Origin of the sequence: Lysobacter oculi, from assembly GCF_003293695.1 — a bacterium.
Classification (GTDB): domain Bacteria; phylum Pseudomonadota; class Gammaproteobacteria; order Xanthomonadales; family Xanthomonadaceae; genus Solilutibacter; species Solilutibacter oculi.
The window spans coordinates 603,240-620,558 of sequence record NZ_CP029556.1 but is presented as its reverse complement, the minus strand read 5'-3'; the positions used below and the strand labels follow the sequence as shown (position 1 = coordinate 620,558).

At 68.2% G+C, this 17,319-nt stretch carries 17 protein-coding genes; 2 read left to right on the top strand and 15 right to left on the bottom strand.

Features of this window, described 5'->3' with window-relative positions; genetic code table 11:
* Window positions 1-7 precede the first annotated feature (7 nt).
* The 6 genes from DCD74_RS02995 to DCD74_RS02970 form a co-directional block, all read right to left on the bottom strand.
* Window positions 8-694, bottom strand: coding sequence for a DsbA family oxidoreductase (locus tag DCD74_RS02995; RefSeq protein WP_112927630.1), 687 nt, complete (start codon window positions 692-694; stop codon window positions 8-10).
* A 35-nt stretch (window positions 695-729) separates the two neighbouring features.
* Complete coding sequence (locus DCD74_RS02990; RefSeq protein ID WP_112926009.1) at window positions 730-1,257, bottom strand: CYTH domain-containing protein; 528 nt, start codon at window positions 1,255-1,257, stop codon at window positions 730-732.
* A gap of 2 nt (window positions 1,258-1,259) precedes the next feature.
* Complete coding sequence (gene rlmD / locus DCD74_RS02985; protein ID WP_112926008.1) at window positions 1,260-2,591, bottom strand: 23S rRNA (uracil(1939)-C(5))-methyltransferase RlmD; 1,332 nt, start codon at window positions 2,589-2,591, stop codon at window positions 1,260-1,262.
* 69 nt (window positions 2,592-2,660) lie between these two features.
* Window positions 2,661-3,023, bottom strand: a complete 363-nt coding sequence (locus DCD74_RS02980; RefSeq protein ID WP_112926007.1) for a hypothetical protein — start codon at window positions 3,021-3,023, stop codon at window positions 2,661-2,663.
* A 30-nt stretch (window positions 3,024-3,053) separates the two neighbouring features.
* Window positions 3,054-3,659: a YdbL family protein gene (locus DCD74_RS02975; RefSeq protein WP_112926006.1), complete on the bottom strand. Its 606-nt coding sequence runs from the start codon at window positions 3,657-3,659 to the stop codon at window positions 3,054-3,056.
* A gap of 15 nt (window positions 3,660-3,674) precedes the next feature.
* Window positions 3,675-5,714 (bottom strand): AsmA family protein, encoded by a 2,040-nt coding sequence (locus tag DCD74_RS02970; RefSeq protein ID WP_162615884.1) that lies wholly within the window; start codon window positions 5,712-5,714, stop codon window positions 3,675-3,677.
* A gap of 18 nt (window positions 5,715-5,732) precedes the next feature.
* Here DCD74_RS02970 and DCD74_RS02965 point away from each other — a divergent pair, with 18 nt between their 5' ends.
* Window positions 5,733-6,440: an Hpt domain-containing response regulator gene (locus DCD74_RS02965; protein ID WP_112926004.1), complete on the top strand. Its 708-nt coding sequence runs from the start codon at window positions 5,733-5,735 to the stop codon at window positions 6,438-6,440.
* 6 nt (window positions 6,441-6,446) lie between these two features.
* Here the strand turns inward: DCD74_RS02965 and recO are convergent, their stop codons facing one another.
* From recO to rpoE, 9 genes are all read right to left on the bottom strand, one after another.
* Complete coding sequence (gene recO, locus DCD74_RS02960) at window positions 6,447-7,187, bottom strand: DNA repair protein RecO (RefSeq protein WP_112926003.1); 741 nt, start codon at window positions 7,185-7,187, stop codon at window positions 6,447-6,449.
* A 20-nt stretch (window positions 7,188-7,207) separates the two neighbouring features.
* A complete protein-coding gene (gene era / locus DCD74_RS02955; protein WP_112926002.1) occupies window positions 7,208-8,104 on the bottom strand; it encodes a GTPase Era in 897 nt (298 codons plus the stop codon).
* A gap of 37 nt (window positions 8,105-8,141) precedes the next feature.
* A complete protein-coding gene (gene rnc, locus DCD74_RS02950) occupies window positions 8,142-8,804 on the bottom strand; it encodes a ribonuclease III (RefSeq protein ID WP_112926001.1) in 663 nt (220 codons plus the stop codon).
* Window positions 8,794-9,168, bottom strand: coding sequence for a DUF4845 domain-containing protein (locus DCD74_RS02945; protein WP_112926000.1), 375 nt, complete (start codon window positions 9,166-9,168; stop codon window positions 8,794-8,796). Before DCD74_RS02945 ends, rnc begins: the two co-directional genes overlap by 11 nt.
* 56 nt (window positions 9,169-9,224) lie before the next feature.
* Complete coding sequence (gene lepB, locus DCD74_RS02940; protein ID WP_112925999.1) at window positions 9,225-10,022, bottom strand: signal peptidase I; 798 nt, start codon at window positions 10,020-10,022, stop codon at window positions 9,225-9,227.
* A gap of 33 nt (window positions 10,023-10,055) precedes the next feature.
* Window positions 10,056-11,849, bottom strand: a complete 1,794-nt coding sequence (lepA, locus tag DCD74_RS02935) for a translation elongation factor 4 (RefSeq protein WP_162616027.1) — start codon at window positions 11,847-11,849, stop codon at window positions 10,056-10,058.
* Between the two features lie 149 nt (window positions 11,850-11,998).
* Window positions 11,999-13,501 (bottom strand): Do family serine endopeptidase, encoded by a 1,503-nt coding sequence (locus DCD74_RS02930; protein WP_112925997.1) that lies wholly within the window; start codon window positions 13,499-13,501, stop codon window positions 11,999-12,001.
* A gap of 57 nt (window positions 13,502-13,558) precedes the next feature.
* Window positions 13,559-14,428, bottom strand: coding sequence for a sigma-E factor negative regulatory protein (locus DCD74_RS02925; protein WP_112925996.1), 870 nt, complete (start codon window positions 14,426-14,428; stop codon window positions 13,559-13,561).
* A complete protein-coding gene (rpoE, locus tag DCD74_RS02920) occupies window positions 14,425-15,051 on the bottom strand; it encodes an RNA polymerase sigma factor RpoE (RefSeq protein WP_237049684.1) in 627 nt (208 codons plus the stop codon). Before rpoE ends, DCD74_RS02925 begins: the two co-directional genes overlap by 4 nt.
* 206 nt (window positions 15,052-15,257) lie before the next feature.
* Here rpoE and DCD74_RS02915 point away from each other — a divergent pair, with 206 nt between their 5' ends.
* Window positions 15,258-17,312, top strand: coding sequence for a 3-hydroxyacyl-CoA dehydrogenase NAD-binding domain-containing protein (locus tag DCD74_RS02915; protein ID WP_112925994.1), 2,055 nt, complete (start codon window positions 15,258-15,260; stop codon window positions 17,310-17,312).
* Window positions 17,313-17,319: the final 7 nt, after the last annotated feature.

The following is a 17,319-nucleotide window of genomic DNA, read 5'->3' as shown; positions in this document are numbered from 1 at the left end:
CGCGTGTTCAGACCGCGCAGCCGTCGGGGCCGCAGGCGCCGTCCTCGCCCACATCATTCTGTGAAGGCGCGGCAGGCAGATGCCCGCGTTGCGCGAACGCCGAACGCAGCGCCTCGGGCGGTTGCGCGCCCTGTACGGCGAGTTGGCCGTCGATGACGAAGGTCGGCACCGCGCGGATGCCGATGGCCTGCGCCTGCACGATGCCGGCGCGTGTTTCGGCCTTGCCTTCGTCGCCGTCCAGCATGGCGATGACGCGCTCACGCGGCAGGCCTCCGGCGGCACCGGCATCGGCCAGCACATCCGGATCGGCCAGGTTGCGGCCTTCTGCGAAATGCGCACGGAACAGCGCTTCGCCCACCTTCCCGGCATCCCCCTCGCGTGCGGCCAGCCACAGCAGGCGATGCGCGTCGAAGGTCGAGACCCGCACCTGCCCGCGACTGAAATCCATCGGCAGGCCTTCGGCATTCGCGGTGGATTGCGTCTGCGACAGGATCTCTTCGGTGCGCTCGGCGCTGCCGAATTTCTTCGCGTAGGCCTCGCGCAACGGCACCGGCGTGGCATCGGCGTCGGGATCCAGCTGGTAGGGATGCCAGTGGATGTCGACCGGGCCCATGCCTTCGAGCGCGGCCTGCAGGCGGTGTTTGCCGATCCAGCACCAGGGGCAGACCAGATCGGACCAGATGTCGATGCGCATGGGCTTCGTGTTCATGCCATCAAGATGCGGCCGGATCAGCCGCTTGCAAGGGCATCGAGTCCCGCGCGCTCGTCTTCATGCCATTCGGCGAATGGGCGCGCGGCGAGATTGAGGTTGTAGTAGCGCGGCAGATGGGTCACCTCCGGGCCAGCCCAGGCGGGCATGTCGATGGCCTCGTCTTCGGCATCCAGCTCGACCTCGGCGACGACCAGCCCGGCGTTGTCGCCGAGGAATTCGTCGATCTCCCACAGGTGTGCGCCCACGTTCACCAGGTGCCGGCGCTTGTGGACGCGCGCGCCCACGCACAGCGCCAGCAGCGCCCGCGCGTCATCAACCGGAATCACGTAGTCGAACTCCTGCCGCGAGGCGCCCAGTTCGCGCGACTTGATGTTGAGCCGCGCCTCGTCGCCTTCCAGCCGCACGCGCACCGAGGTGTTCTGGCGGCCGAGCGTCACCGCCTCGGCATCGTTGAGGTAGCCCTGCGCCATCTCGATCACCGCGTGCGCGGCGGAGCGCCATTCGTCGTTGGCGAGCAGGAACTTGCGTTCGATCTCGACGCCCATGGTCACGGCCTCTCGAACACGGCGATGGACTCGACGTGCGCGGTATGCGGGAACATGTCCATCACACCCGCCTGCGTGAGTTTCCAGCCGCGCTCGTTGACCAGATAGCCGGCATCGCGCGCCAGCGAGCCGGGGTGGCAGCTGACGTAGACGATGCGCTTGATGCCTTCCAGCGGCAGTTGCTTCAGCACTTCCAGCGCACCGGCGCGGGCCGGGTCCAGCAGCAGCTTGTCGAAGCCTTCGCGCATCCATGGCTCACCGCGCAGATCGGTGGCGAGATCGGCCATATGGAACTTGGCGTTGCCGATGCCGTTGTGTTCGGCGTTGAGGCGCGCACGGGCGACCAGTCCGGCATCGCCTTCCACGCCCACCACTTCGCGCGCCACGCGCGACAGCGGCAGGGTGAAGTTGCCAAGGCCGCAGAACAGGTCGAGCACGCGTTCGTCCGGCTGCACATCGAGCAGTTCCAGCGTGCGCGTGATCATCTTCTCGTTGAGGCCGCCGTTGACCTGGATGAAATCCAGCGGGCGGAACAGCAGTTCCACCTGCCAAGGCTTGAGCGCGAAGGAGAGCTTCGGCGGCTCGGCGTTGTCGAGCACATGCACCGAGTCGAGGCCCTTGGGCTGCAGGTAGATGGCGAAGCCGTGTTTGACGCCGAACGCACGCAGCTTGTCCTTGTCGCCTTCGGACAGCGGTTCAAGGTGGCGGAAGACCAGCGCACGCGCCTCGTCGCCCGCGATGAATTCGATCTGCGGCAGCACGCGACGCGCATCCATCGAATCGACCAGCGCGGAGAGCGCGGAAATCTTGAAGCCGATTTCCGGCACCACCGTGTGGCATTCGCGCAGGTCGGCGACGAAGCGCGGATCCTGCTCGCGGAAACCGACCAGCGTCTTGTCCTTCTTCTCGACGCGACGCACCGAGAAACGTCCCTTGCGTCGATAGCCCCAGGCTGCATCCACCAGCGGCGGCAGCATCGCGCCCGCCGATACATGGCCGATGCGTTCCAGGTTCTCGACCAGCACGCGTTCCTTGGCGTGGATCTGCTTGTCTTCGGCCAGATGCTGCAACACGCAGCCACCGCAGGTGCCGAAATGCGGGCAGCGCGGCTCGACGCGATCCGCCGAGGCTTCCAGCACCTCCAAGGTCTTGGCTTCGTCGAAACTGCGCGAGCGCGCGGTCTGCTGGGCCATCACCGTTTCGCCCGGCAACGCGCCGGACACGAATACGGTCTTGCCGTCATGGGCACCGCCCTCGCGGCGGGCGACACCGCGGCCGTCGTGGCTCAGGTCGAGGATGCGGGCCTGGAAAGGCGTCTGGTCGATGCGCGCCACGGCGTACTCAAAAACGAAGGGGCGGCCATTTTCGCACGCCCCTTCCGCCCACGCCCCGCCGTGCGCGGCCTACTTCCTTGCCGCATAGAACTGGTAGCGCGACTTGGCGAAGGTGTTGCAGGTATCGCGCTCCTTGGCGAGCACGGCCACGTTGATCTTGTCCTTGGCGCCGATGCGCTGCATGAAGGCACCGGCCCAGCCGTCGAACTGCTTCTGCGAAACCTTTTCGTCCTGCATGGTCCGCGACATCAACGCACCCAGCTTCTGCAGGTCGCCCTTGTGCGCGGCGTTGGCGGGTGACGCCGCGGCCATCTTGTAGAGCACGAAGCACTGGCTGGCCTGCTGACCGAGCGGCGCGGCATGGGCCGGCGTGCTGACGGCGAGCATGGCGAAGGAGAGCGCAGCCGCGCCCGCGAGATTGCGAAACATCATGGGGGAATCCTCTTGTTGCGGTTGAGCGGGTTACTTCTGCTTCCAGGCGCCGCCGGACTGGTACCACCAGCCGCTCCGCGCGCTGTCCACCCACTGCCGGGCAAACACTTCACGGATCTGCCCTTCCCACTCGGGGTGGCCATTGGCCACGGCCACTTCGCGATACAGCGCCTTGCGGTCGCGGTTGTCGTCGGCCACGGCGGTGTTGATGGCGACGCGATCCTTCAGCGGCAGCTTGGCCGCATCGCGCACGGTCACCAGGCCGTCAGCGGTGAAGCCGAGCGCGCCGGCATCGAAACCCGCACGCAGGCTTTCGTCGAAGCGTTGTTCCATCTTCGACTGGATCGCGCGGATCGAAGGCGTGTTGATGGTGATGTCGGGCCGCGACTGTGCATACGCGCTGCCCACGCCCACCAGCGACCACAGATCGACGCGACGCTCCAGCATCGCCATGCCGCCACTGCCGGGCTTGTCTGCCGGCTTCTGCTGCACGGGCTTGCCGTCTTCGCCGATGACCCTGTCGACGAATTCCTTCGCCGCTTCCTTGGCCTCGGCGGCCGGGAAATACACATTGATGGTGACGCAGGCCGCCAGCGCGATCGCGGCGGGGACCGGCATCCAGTGTTTGATCGCCATGCTGCTCTCCTGTGGCTATTCGATGACCGGCTTGACCTCGCCCTGGCCGACCGCCTTCAACCGCTCCACCAGCGTGGGCCAATCCACGAGGCGGTTGTGGCCGATGACGGTCAGGCGCGGCAGGCCGGACCCTTCGACGATAGTAAAACCGGACGAATCTGAACGCGGGGTGTTCATGTCGCTGATGCCCCCCATCAGGCAGACCGTGTTGTTCAGTTGGCAACGGATGCCGAGCCGACTGTAGCCGAAGTCGTCGAACAGCCCGATCAGCTGGCCCTGCAGGCTGCCGACGAAGCTGGCATCGCCCACGCTGGAGATGTTCTGCACCGCGCGCTGGCTGATCCGCTGGCGCACGCCCGGCTTGCGTTCGGTGTACAGCGCAGCGTCGAAACGCACCGGCGTCCAGTCGACCAGGCGCAACTGGTGGATGTGGCCGTCGAGCTTGCCGGTGATACTGCCGAAGTCGAACACCTCGGTCAGGCGAAGCAGGTCGAGATCGTTGAAGTCGATGTCCGCACTCAACGTGGGCGCGGTGCCGAAGGGCCGTTCCATCGCCAGGTTGGTGACCTGCATCGCGCCATCGAAGATGCCCATGCTCAGGCCGCCGTCGAAGGTCAGCATGTCGTCGGCGTAGCGGGCGTGCGGGATCTCGCCGTTCAACTCGCCACGGAACTCCGGCAGCCCGAACGCCTTGGCCATCGCTCCCAGGTCCACGTTGTCCAGTTCCAGTCCGAAGTCCATCTGCAGGCCCGCACCCTCGCGCGGCGGCACGATGCGCAGGTCGTGGATGTCCATGCGGCCGCCAAACAGCGGCACCTGCGCCGTGCGCTGCAGGGCCAGCACGCCGTCTCCACTGCGGAACGGCAGCGTGGTCTCGCCGAAATCCAGCCCGTACATGCGCGCCTGCCGCCACTGCAGCTGCGAATCGACCGGCGCCCCCCCGGAGAACGCCAGCGTGCCGGACAGCCCGCGCAGCGCGAAGCGGTCGCGCGGGTCGATCAGGTTGAGTCCGTGCAGCGAGGCATCGACGCGCTGCAGGCGGCCATCGCCGTAGCGCAGCGTGCCCTCCCACGCGCCGGAGATTTCGGCATCGGCCATGCCGAACTTGCCGAGCGCCGCGCTCAGGTAACGGTCGCGCAGGCCGGCGGCGTTGCGGCTGTCGAGCGCGAGATCCAACGCGGACAGGCCGGCATCCGCGTTGAACGCGGCGCTGCCCCGTGCGTGCAGGGTGTCGCCATCGCGCCAATCGATCCTGTCGAAGCGCCATCCGCTGCCAGGGGCCTTGGTCCCGTGCAATGCCAGCCGCGCGGGTTGGCCGGCCAGTCCCAGATAGGTCTCGCCGAACAGCAGTTCGCCGCCCAGACTGCCCTCCAGCGCCAGCTGTGACGTCCCTTGGCGCGTGCGGTAATCGATGCCGAAGCGGGCATCCAGGTTCTCGCCGACGATACCGCCATCGTCCGACTGCAACGCGGCGCCAGTGATCGCCAGCGGCCCCTGCACCACGACCGGCGCGCCCTTCGGTGTGTGGATGGCGAGTTGCCCATCCAGCCGGCCGCGCGTGAAGCGGCCGCCCTGCCAGGCCTGCGCGGCGAATGCCTCGGCCCATTGCACCGGCACCGCGACCAGATCGATGCGGGTGAGGTCCGGCGTCGAGGCTTGGCGATCCAGTGTCAGCCTTGAGGATCCCCGCGCCAGCGACGCATGCGTGGCGGCATCATCGAAACGCAGGGCCAGCTTCATCGGCGCGACACCCGGCGCGGCGATCGCGCCTTCGCAGGACCAGCCATTGTTTGGAACACGCCGCAGCGGGCACTGCCAGTCGAGATGGCGGAAGTGGTAGCCGAGATCCGCCGCATGCACCGCATCGGCCTGCAATCGCAGCTGGCCTTGCGTGGCGGTCGCCGGCCAGTCCAGTCGCACGCGGACGCCTTCCAGCGTGGCCACCGGCGTCGACACCCGCGCGATACGTGCATTCGCCGTGCGCGCCCACGCCGGCATGCAGGCGACGAGCCCCGCCATCGACAACAGCCAGAGAGATAGGATGCGGGGCACCATGGAAGGAGGATACGGACGATGCGCGAGAGTGGAATGAATCCACGCCTGCTGCTGGTCGAGGATGACCGCGTGAGCCGGCTGTTCCTGGCCGAGGGCGCACGTGCGCTGCCGGCCGATGTCGATTGCGCCGCCAGCGTGCGAGAGGCGCTGGCACTGGCTTCGCGGCACCTTTATGCCGCCTGGCTGATCGATGCCCGCCTGCCGGATGGCAGCGGCGCGGCCTTGTTGGAACAGTTGCGTACGACCTGCGGAAAACCGCATCCACCGGCGCTGGGGCACACCGCATCGCGCGTGCCTGTCGATCTGGATGCCCTGCGCGATGCCGGCTTCGATGCCGTGGTGTCGAAGCCGCTGTCGGTGGGCGACTGGCAGGCGGCGATCCGCCATCTACTGGATGGCGAAGGCGCGACGCACTGGGATGATGCGCTCGCGCTGCGGGCGCTCAACGGCCACATCACCAGCGTGGATGCGTTGCGCGGCCTGTTCCGCACGGAGCTTCCGAAGCAGCATCGCGCCATCATCGATGCGCTCGAAGCAGGCCGCGTGACCGATGCCCGCGACGAACTGCACAGGCTCAAGGCCAGCTGCGGCTTCGTGGGGGCGGCGCGGCTGCGCGGCATCGTGGACCGGCTGCATGCCGCACCGGAAGACCGCAGCGCCCTGCAGGCTTTCGATCAGGAAGTCGCGGCATTGCTGGAAGGCAGCCAGGCGCCCTCGCCCGGCTGAAACCACTCAGCCCGGCGGGGGGCTTTTCAGCTTCGCCAGCTGCCCGGCCATCTCCCACGATTTCAGCGGCCTACCCCCCAGATGGTGGGCGATAAGGCCGCGCATCGGGCGACGCAGGCTCAGCAGGTCCTGGCTCGCGGGCGCGTGATCGGCAGCCAATGCCAGCAAGGCCGCGCCGGTCGCGGTCTGGTTCCGTTCCTCGCTGCCACGATCACGCAGCAACCGGCGCGGACCGTGTTCGGGATCCAGCCGGTAACGCGCGGCGGGGTCGATCGCGGCGCCATCGCCATCCATGTTCCAGTCGAAGCCGAAACCGATTGCCTCCAGCAGATCGCGTTCGTAACGCCGCAGCGTCCATGCCAGCGCCGCCGCATCCGCATCCAGCGCACGGCGCGTGCGTGCGTAGGCGGCGTGCAGTTCCGGCAGCGGGTCAAGACGCGGCGCCAGCCGCAAGGTCAGTTCGTTGAGGTAGAAGCCGGCCAGTGCCGCCTCGCCGGACAGGCGCGGGGCGACATCGATGGCTTCGGCGGATTGCAACGTCGCCAGTTCGCCGCGCAGCATCGCTTCCAGTCGGATGCACTGCAGTGGCTGCAATGCGGCGCGCAGGGTATGGCGCTTGGGCGTGGAAACCCCGCGCGCGACCAGCCCGACGCGGCCATGATCGGCACAGAGCACTTCGACCAGCAGGCTGGTTTCGCGCCAGGCCCGCGCATGCAGGACGTAGGCGGCTTCGCTGCTGATGCGCATGGCGGCCTAGCGCGCCGCGGTCACTCGCTGTAGCCGAGCGCGCGCAGGGCGGCTTCGTCGTTCGACCAGCCCTGGCGCACGCGCACCCAGGTTTCCAGGAAGATCTTGCGGCCGAACAGCTTCTCCATCTGCTCGCGCGCCTTGGTGCCGATGTTGCGCAGCCGCGCCCCACCCTTGCCGATGACGATGGCCTTCTGGCTCTCGCGCTCGACCCAGATCACCGCGCCGATGCGGAACATCTGCCCGTCTTCCTCGAACTTCTCGATCTCCACCGCGCTCGCATACGGCAGTTCCGCGCCAAGCTGGCGCATCAGCTGCTCGCGCACGAACTCGGCGGCGAGGAAACGCATGCTGCGGTCGGTAACGTCGTCTTCGTCATACAGCGCGGCCTGTTCGGGCAGCAGCGGCAGCAGGGTGTCGACCAGCGCTTCCAGCCCCTGCCGCTTCAATGCGGACAAGGGATGCACGGCGGCGAACTCGCGGCCTTCGCTGACCTGGGCCAGGTAGGGCAGCAGGTCGCCCTTCTCGCGCAGCCGGTCGATCTTGTTGACCACCAGCACCACCGGGACTTTGGCTTCCTTGAGCGCATCCAGCGCCATCTGGTCCTCGGCGTCCCAGCGACCGGCTTCGACCACCAGCATCGCCGCATCGACGCCTTCCAGCGCGCCACGGGCAGCACGGTTCAGCACGCGGCTCATGGCCTTGTTCTGTGCGCCGTGGATGCCGGGCGTGTCGACCAGCACGAGCTGGCCCTTGTCGAAGCTGGCGATGCCCAGCATGCGATGACGCGTGGTCTGCGGGCGGTCGGAAGTGATGCTGACCTTGGTACCGACCAGGCCGTTGATCAGGGTGGATTTGCCGACGTTGGGACGGCCGATGACGGCGACGTGGCCGGCGCGGTAGGACTGCTCGCTCATCCGGGGATTGTAGGCGAGGCAGCCCGGCGACGCCGGTTCAGCCCTTCGCGGACTCCAGCCGGGCCAGCATCGCGGCGGCGGCCTGCTGCTCGGCGGCGCGGCGCGAGCCACCTTCGCCACAGGTCTCGGCATCGCCCACGGTGCAGGCCACGGTGAAGATGCGCGCGTGCTCCTCGCCGGATTCACCCACCAGTTCGTAGGCCGGCAGGCTGCGTGCGCGGGCCTGCAGCCATTCCTGCAGCGCGGTCTTGGGATCCTTGCCGATCCGGTTGGGTGGCGGCAGCGCTTCGATCAGCGGCGCGAACCAGGGCAGCGCGGTGCGGCGGCAGGCGTCGAGGCCGGCATCGAGATAGATCGCGCCGACTACCGCTTCGACCGCATCGGCCAGGATCGAATCACGGCGATGGCCGCCGGATTTCATTTCGCCGGGCCCCAGACGCAACTGATGGCCGAGATCGAGGGTGCGGGCGATGCCGGCCAGCGCGGATTCGCGCACCAGTTCGGCGCGCGCACGGGTCAGCGTGCCTTCGTCGGCCTTGGGCCAGGCGATGTAGAGCGCCTCGGCGGCCAGCAGATTGACGATGGCATCGCCGAGGAATTCCAGCCGCTCGTTATGCGGCTGCCCCGCACTGCGATGGGTCAGCGCCTGCGCCAGCAGCTCGCCGTCCGTGAACGCATGGGCGGTGGGGTTATTCGCCACCCGAGCGCTTGAGTTCGCTGGCCTTGAACTTGCCGACGATGTCCAGGTTGTAGATCAGCGGCCGGCGCACTTCGTAATCGGCGATCAGCATCGTGCCTTCGCCGGAGCGTTCAACCTTGATGTCGCTGGACTTGACGTCGCTGATGTAGCCCACGTCGAAATACTTGTCGAGCGAGTTGCGGACGCTGATCGCATCGGAGCCGACCGCGCTGTCGGTGGCCACGCTCTTGAGCGCCTTCTTCAGCGCCCAGTACTGCTGGTACATCGGGAACAGCTTCATGCCGATGAACAGCGCGAAGCCGACCACGGCCAGGATTATCAGGAACCCGGTGAGTGACACGCCCTGCTGCTTGTGATTCTTCATCGCCCCACCCCTTGAATGTATGGATGCCGCGCCGACACCGCGACGCCAGCCGAAGCTTACGGGATACGCTCGCCGATGCGCGAGAAGTCCTTGAAGTTCATCCAGACCAGGAACGCCTTGCCGCGCAGGTTGGCCTCCGGGAGCATGCCCCAGAAGCGCCCATCCAGGCTGTTGTCGCGGTTGTCGCCCATGACCAGGTACTGACCGGCGGGTACTTCGAATTCACCGTCGCCGGGGCCGCCGACTTCCAGCGACTGCACGTAGTTCTGCACCAGGTGACGATGCGTGCCCAGTTGCTCCCAAGCCAGCACGCCCGGCATTTCCAAGCCATCGTTGCCGCTGCCGATCGCCTGCTGGCCCTCGACCGTGTACTTGAGCGGCTCGCCGTTGACCGCCAGCACGCCGCGGCGGTAGCTGATCTTGTCGCCCGGCAGGCCGATGACGCGCTTGACGAAATCGACGCCGGCATCCGGGTCGTCCGGGCCCATGCCGGGGAACTTGAACACCGCGACGTCGCCACGCTCCGGCTCGCCGATCGCCACGATCTTGGCGTTGGTCACCGGCAGGCGCAGGCCGTAGGCGAATTTGTTGACCAGGATGAAGTCGCCGATCTTGAGCGTCGGGATCATCGAGCCGGTCGGGATGCGGAACGGTTCGGCGATGAAGCTGCGCAGGATCAGGATCGCCAGCAGCACCGGGAAGAACGCGTTCGAGTAATCGATGTACCAGGGCACGTCGCCGCCGGTCAGCCCGGCCGATGCCTCACGGCGCCTGCGCAGCGCGAGGCGATCCAGCGCCCACAGCAGGCCGGTGATCAGGGTCAGCGAGACCAGCGAGATTTCGAACCAACGCATGCGTGTTCCTTGGTTGCGGCCGGCGCGTGCCGGTTACTTGTTGTCCACCTGCAGCACGGCGAGGAAGGCCTCCTGCGGGATCTCCACGCGGCCCACCTGCTTCATGCGCTTCTTGCCTTCCTTCTGCTTCTCCAGCAGCTTCTTCTTGCGGCTGGCGTCACCACCGTAGCACTTGGCCAGGACGTTCTTGCGCAGCGCCTTGACCGTGGTGCGGGCGATGACCTGCGAACCGATGGCGGCCTGGATCGCGACATCGAACATCTGCCGCGGGATCAGGTCCTTCATCTTCTCGGTCAGTTCGCGGCCACGGCGGTCGGCGTGCTGGCGGTGCACGATGATCGACAGCGCATCCACCTTGTCGCCGTTGATCAGCGTGTCCACGCGCACGAACGGACCGGCCTCGAAACGCACGAAGTGGTAGTCCAGCGACGCATAACCGCGCGACACCGACTTCAGCTTGTCGAAGAAATCCAGCACCACTTCCGCCATCGGCAGCTCGTAGCTGATCTGCACCTGGTTGCCCAGGTAGGTCATCCCGATCTGGCTGCCGCGCTTCTCTTCGCACAGCTTGATGACGTTGCCGACGTAATCCGGCGGGGTGAGGATGTTGGCGCGGATGATCGGCTCGCGGATCTCATCGACATGGTTGGCCGGCGGCAGCTTGGCCGGGTTGTCGAGCGGCATCACGCTGCCGTCGGTCTTCAGCACTTCGTAGACCACGGTCGGCGCGGTGCTGATGAGGTTGAGGTTGTATTCGCGCTCCAGACGCTCCTGCACGATCTCCATGTGCAGCATGCCCAGGAAGCCGCAGCGGAAGCCGAAGCCCATCGCCTCCGAGCTTTCCGGCTCGAAGCGCAGCGCGGCATCGTTGAGGCGCAGCTTGTCGAGCGCTTCGCGCAGGTCCGGATAGTCCTCGGCATCGACCGGGAACAGGCCGGCGAACACGCGCGGCTGCATCTCCTGGAAACCCGGCAGCGGCGCCGGCGCGGGATCACCGGCCAGGGTCAGGGTGTCGCCGACCGGCGCGCCGTGCACGTCCTTGATCGACGCGGTGACCCAGCCGACCTCGCCCGCCCGCAGCGCCGGCAGCACCTTGCGCTTGGGGGTGAACACGCCAACGTTGTCGACCTGGTGGGTGCGGCCGGTGGACATCACCAGCAGCTTGTCGCCCGGCTTGATCTCGCCCTGCATGACGCGCACCAGCGAGACCACGCCCAGGTAGTTGTCGAACCAGGAGTCGATGATGAGCGCCTGCAGCTTGTCGGTATCGCGCGGGCGCGGCGGCGGAATGCGCAACACAATGGCTTCAAGCACATCGCGCACGTTCAGGCCGGTCTTGGCGCTGATGGCCACGGCGTCCTCGGCGTCGATGCCGATCACCGCCTCGATCTCGCCCTTGGCGCGGTCGATATCGGCGGTCGGCAGGTCGATCTTGTTCAGCACCGGCACCACTTCCAGCCCCTGCTCCACCGCGGTGTAGCAGTTGGCGACGGACTGCGCTTCCACGCCCTGCGCGGCATCGACCACCAGCAACGCGCCTTCGCAGGCGGCCAGCGAGCGGCTGACTTCGTAGCTGAAGTCGACGTGGCCCGGGGTGTCGATGAAATTGAGCTGGTAGACCTGCCCGTCCAGCGCGGTATACGGCAGCGAGACCGACTGCGCCTTGATGGTGATGCCGCGCTCGCGCTCGATCGGGTTGGAGTCGAGCACCTGCGCTTCCATTTCGCGCTCCTGCAGGCCGCCGCAGAGTTGGATGATGCGGTCGGCCAGCGTCGACTTGCCGTGGTCGACGTGGGCGATGATGGAAAAGTTGCGGATGTTCCGCATGCTGGCGGGGATTTCAGGCGACATTCGGGCGGTTCAGCCGCCAATGCGGCCCTGCGGACAATAAGCCTGGGATTATCGCATGGCCGCGACGGGCGAGCCGCCGGGGCCATGGACGCGCCCGGCACGAAGCCGGACGCCGCCGTTCATCCTCACTTTCCGGTCTTCAGGCTGACGAAACGCGCACCGCCGCGACCGGCCAGCCGCAGCATCACCGTATCGCCCGGCTTGGCCCCGGCCAGCGCCGATTGCAGCGCCGCCGCCGAGCCCACCGCCGTGCGCCCGACCGCGAGGATCACGTCGCCCGGCACCAGCCCGGCTTCGCGGGCGGCCATCGATTCCACGCCGATCACGCCCACGCCCTCGCCGGCCTTCAGGCCCAGCTGGCGGCGGTCGTCGGCATCGAGTTCGGCGATGCGCAGACCCAGCAGGCCGCGCGTCGGCTGGCTGGCGGCATCGTCGCGGGCACCGGGCATCGTGCGTTCGCCGAAGCCGACGGTCTTCTCCGCTTCCGCCTCGCCCAGCACCACCTCGATGGCGCGCTCGCGGCCATCGCGCCAGACGCCCAGCTTCACCTTCGTGCCCGGCGGCAATGCGCCGACCATCGGGGCCAGGTCGCCGGGATCGTTCACCGCGGTGCCGTTGAAGCTGCGGATCACGTCGCCCGGCTGGATGCCGGCCTTGTCCGCGCCGCTGCCGGCCTGCACGTTGCTGACCAGCGCGCCACGGCTGTCGGGCAGTTTCATGCCGGCGGCCAGGCCGCTGTCGATCTGCTGCATGTTCACGCCGAGCAGGCCGCGCCGCACCTGGCCGGTCGCCTTGAGCTGCTTGACCGCGTTCATCGCCGTGTCGATCGGGATGGCGAAGCTGATGCCCTGGTAGCCGCCGGACACGCTGAAAATCTGCGAGTTGATGCCGACCACCTCGCCGCGCGTGTTGAGCAGCGGGCCGCCGGAATTGCCGCGGTTGATGGCGACGTCGGTCTGGATGAAGGGCACGTACTGCTGGCCGCCGCCGGTGTTGCGGCCGATGGCGCTGACGATGCCCGCCGTAACCGAATGATCCAGCCCGTACGGCGAGCCGATCGCCACCACCCACTGGCCCGGGCGCACGCCGGCGGAATCGCCGAGGCGCAGCGCCGGCAGCCCGCTCGCCTCGACCTTGAGCAGCGCGACATCCGACTGCGCATCGCTGCCGACCACCTTGGCCTTCAATTCACGGCGGTCGTCCAGCTTCACCGTGACCTCGTCGGCGTTGTCGACGACGTGGTGGTTGGTCAGCACATAGCCATCGGCGGAAATCAGGAAGCCGGTGCCCAGCGAAATGCCGCGCGGCGACTGCGGCATCGCGCCCCGCGGGCCCTGCATGCCGGGCGGCATCGGCATCCCGAAGCGGCGCAGCATCTCGGCCAGGTCGTCATCGCCCATCCCGCCGCCACGCGACTGGCGCGGCGCGATGCGCGCTTCCACGCTCACCACGCCGGGCCCGACCTGATCGACCAGCCGGGTGAAATCCGGCAACCCGGTCACCAGCTGCGGCGCGGGTGCGGCGGGCGCCACCGTCTGCTGGGCATCGGCGGCGGGCAACGCCAGCACGCCGGCGGTGGCCACGGCGGTCAGCGGAACGAGGAGAAAAGGCGACAGGAATTTCTTCATCGAAGGGGGCCTCGAAGGTCGTGGGTGTCGGATGGGGGCGCGCGATGCGCCGATGGATCACTCGTCGGCGCGGGCCGCATCGCTGCGCGGGACGAAGGGGTAATACGGCGAATCGGACTGCAGGCTGACGTTGAAGGTGCCGGCGCCGGTACCGGGCACGGCGGCTTTCGGCCAGGCGCGCACGGCCGGCGGCTGGAAGGGATCGGCGGCCGGCTGCGTGGCGTGCGCGGCGACAGCGCTGTCGTCGAAGGCGACGCGCGGCGTTTCCTCGGCAGGCGCCGGGCGGATCGCTGCCGGTTCAGGGCGCGGGGCCGGCGTGCTGGCACGGGCGATGCGCACCGGTGACGCGTCATCACGCACGCGCGGGCTGGGCGATGCCGGCTTCGGGGTCGGCGCGATTTGCAGGGGGGATGCGGCTTCGGCAGCGACGTCGGTCTGCGCGATGGCCGGCGAAGTGTCCACCGGCGCCGCGACGACCGGCTGCGCGACGCGCGGCGCCAAAGCGACTTCCACATCCCCACCCACCGGCAGGCCCGGGCGCAGCACCAGCAGGCTGGCGAAGGCCAGCGACGCCGCGATCGCGCCACCACCGAACCAGCGCCAGCGCGCGGCGCCGGTCGAAGGCGTGCGCGAAACCGGAGGCGAAGATGCAGCCGTCACCGCCTGCGATGCGGGCGGAAGCGGCGCGTCCATCACCGGCACCAGCTCGCCGGCGATGCGCGCGGCCACGGCTTCGGCAAAACCGGCCGGCGCGGGCGCTTCGGGCTGGCCACGCAGCACGTCGCCGGCCAGCTGCCAGCGCGACAGGTCGCCGGCCAGTTCACCGTCATGCTGCAGGCGGCGCAGCAGGAAGCGCGCGCGGTCGGCGTCGAGCGCACCGTCGATCAGGGCGGAAAGATCTTCGCGATGGGTGTCGTTGGGGTTCATGCGCGTCCTCGTTCGCGTGAGGTGGCGTTGGCGTCCAGCAGCGGACGCAACTCGCGGTCGATGGCCTCGCGGGCACGGAAGATGCGCGAACGCACCGTGCCGATGGGGCAGTCGAGCCGCCGCGCGATTTCGTCGTAGGGCAGGCCCTCGACCTCGCGCAGGGTGATGGCCTGGCGCAGCTCCTTCGGCAACGCGTTGACCGTGCGCATCACCGACTGTTCCACCTCATGGCGCAGCAGTTCGCGCTCGGGGGTGTCGGTGTCACGCATCTGCAGGGCGCCGTCGTAGTGCTCGGCGTCGCCGGCGTCGATGTCGGCGGTGGGCGGCCGCCGCTTCATCGCCACCAGATGGTTCTTGGCGGTGTTGATGGCGATGCGGTGCATCCACGTATAGAACTGTGCGTCGCCACGGAAATTGCCGATGGCGCGGTAGGCGCGGATGAAGGCGTCCTGCGCCACGTCCTGCGCCTCGGCCCAGTCGTTCACGTAGCGGCCCACCAGCGCGACGATGCGGTGCTGGTAGCGGCGCACCAGCAGGTCGAACGCGGCCGTCTCGCCCTGCTGCACGCGGCGCACCAGTTCGCTGTCGAGCGCGTCGTCGGCGCCGGGGGATGTGCTGTCGATGTCGTTGCCGGCTGTCAAAGCCGCCGCTCCGCGATGCATGGGTGCCGCCTCGGATGACTGCGGGGTCTGACCGGGGCACGCCGCGAAAAGTTCCCCGCCGCGGGCCGGGGCCGTTGTCGGGGGCGAGGTCGGATGATGCGCGATTTGACGGGATGTCAACGCCCGCCGGATCATAACGGGCTTCCATACTCCATCGGATGTGTCCCATGATCGCTGCGCTGGACGGCCTGAAACCGCGCCACTGGCAAACCCGCATGCGCGATGACGGCGTGCTGGTCCTCGCTTTCGACCGCGCCGGGGAGAAGGTCAACGCGTTCTCGCAGGACGCGCTGATCGAACTGGACACGCTGCTCGAACGCATCGCGCTGGAGCCGCCAAAGGCGGTGATCGTCGCCTCGGCGAAGGAAAGCGGCTTCATCGCCGGCGCGGACATCAAGGAGTTCGCCGAGTTCGACAAGAAAGGCACGGTCGGCGATGCGATCGCGCGCGGCCAGCGGGTGTTCCAGAAACTCTCGAAGCTGCCCTGCCCGACCGTCGCCGCGATCCACGGCTTCTGCATGGGCGGCGGCGCGGAAATCGCACTGGCCTGCCGCTACCGCGTGGCGTCCACCGATCCTTCCACCCGCATCGGCCTGCCGGAAGTGAAGCTCGGCATCTTCCCGGGCTGGGGCGGCAGCGTGCGCCTGCCGCGCCTGATCGGCGCACCCGCCGCCTTCGACCTGATGCTCAGCGGCCGCACCGTCTCCGCCAGCGCCGCCAAGGCGATGGGCCTGGTCGACCGCACCGCCGAGCCGGCCACGCTGGAAGACACCGCCGCCCAGCTCGCCCTGCGCGGCTATGAGCGCCCGTTCAAGCAGCGTGCGCTGGCCCGGGTCACCAACCTGTGGCCGGTCCGCCAGCTGCTGGCGCCGATGCTGGTCAAGCAGGTCGCGCGCAAGGCTCCCAAGGCGCACTACCCCGCGCCCTACGTGCTGATCGACAGTTGGAAGAACGCCCGCGGCGGCATCGAATCGCAGCTCGCCAGCGAGCGTCGCGGCGTGGTCAAGCTGTCCTCCACGCCGACCGCGCGCAACCTGATCCGCGTGTACTTCCTGCAGGAACGCATGAAGGCGATGGGCGCGGGCGATTCCGGCATCCGCAAGGTGCACGTGGTCGGCGCCGGCGTGATGGGCGGCGACATCGCCGCGTGGAGCGCCTACAAGGGCTTCGAGGTCACGCTGCAGGACCGCGAGCAGAAGTTCATCGATGGCGCGCTGGCCCGGGCCGGCGAACTCTTCGCCAAGAAGGTGAAGGACGAAGCCAAGCGCCCCGCCGTGATCGCGCGGCTGAAGGGCGACCTGGCCGGCGACGGCGTGGCCGATGCGGACCTCGTCATCGAAGCCATCATCGAAAAGCCCGAAGCCAAGCGCGACCTGTACGCGCAGGTCGAGCCGAAGATGAAAGCCGGTGCGCTGCTCACCACCAACACCTCGTCGATCCCGCTGACCGAGCTGCGCGAGCACATCCAGCGCCCGGCGCAGTTCGCCGGCCTGCACTACTTCAACCCGGTCGCGCTGATGCCGCTGGTCGAGATCATCCACCACGACCAGATGGCGCCGGAGACCCAGCAGCGCTTGGCCGCGTTCTGCAAGAAGCTGGACAAGCTGCCGGTGCCGGTCGCCGGCACGCCGGGTTTCCTGGTCAACCGCGTGCTGTTCCCCTACATGTTGGAGGCGATGACCGCCTACGCCGAGGGCATCCCCGGCCCGGTCATCGACAAGGCCGCGGTGAAGTTCGGCATGCCGATGGGCCCGGTCGAACTGGTCGATACCGTGGGTCTGGATGTCGCCGCGGGCGTGGGCGCGGAGCTGGCGCCGTTCCTGGGCCTGTCGATTCCCGCCGCGCTGTCCGCCCCACCCGAAGCCGGCAAGCGCGGCAAGAAGGACGGCCAGGGCATCTATAAATGGGAGAACGGCAAGGCGGTCAAACCCGAAGTGCCGGGCGACTACAAAGCGCCGGACGACCTGCAGGACCGCCTGATCCTGCCGATGATCAACGAGGCCGTGGCCTGCCTGCACGATGGCGTGGTCAGCGATGCCGACCTGCTGGATGCCGGCGTGATCTTCGGTACCGGCTTCGCGCCGTTCCGCGGCGGCCCCATCCAGTACGTGCGCGAAACCGGCGTCGACGTGCTGCTGGGCAAGCTCAAGGCGCTGCAGGCCGCGCATGGCGACCGTTTCGCCCCGCGTCCGGGCTGGGACAATCCCGCGCTGCGCGGCTGACCGAAGC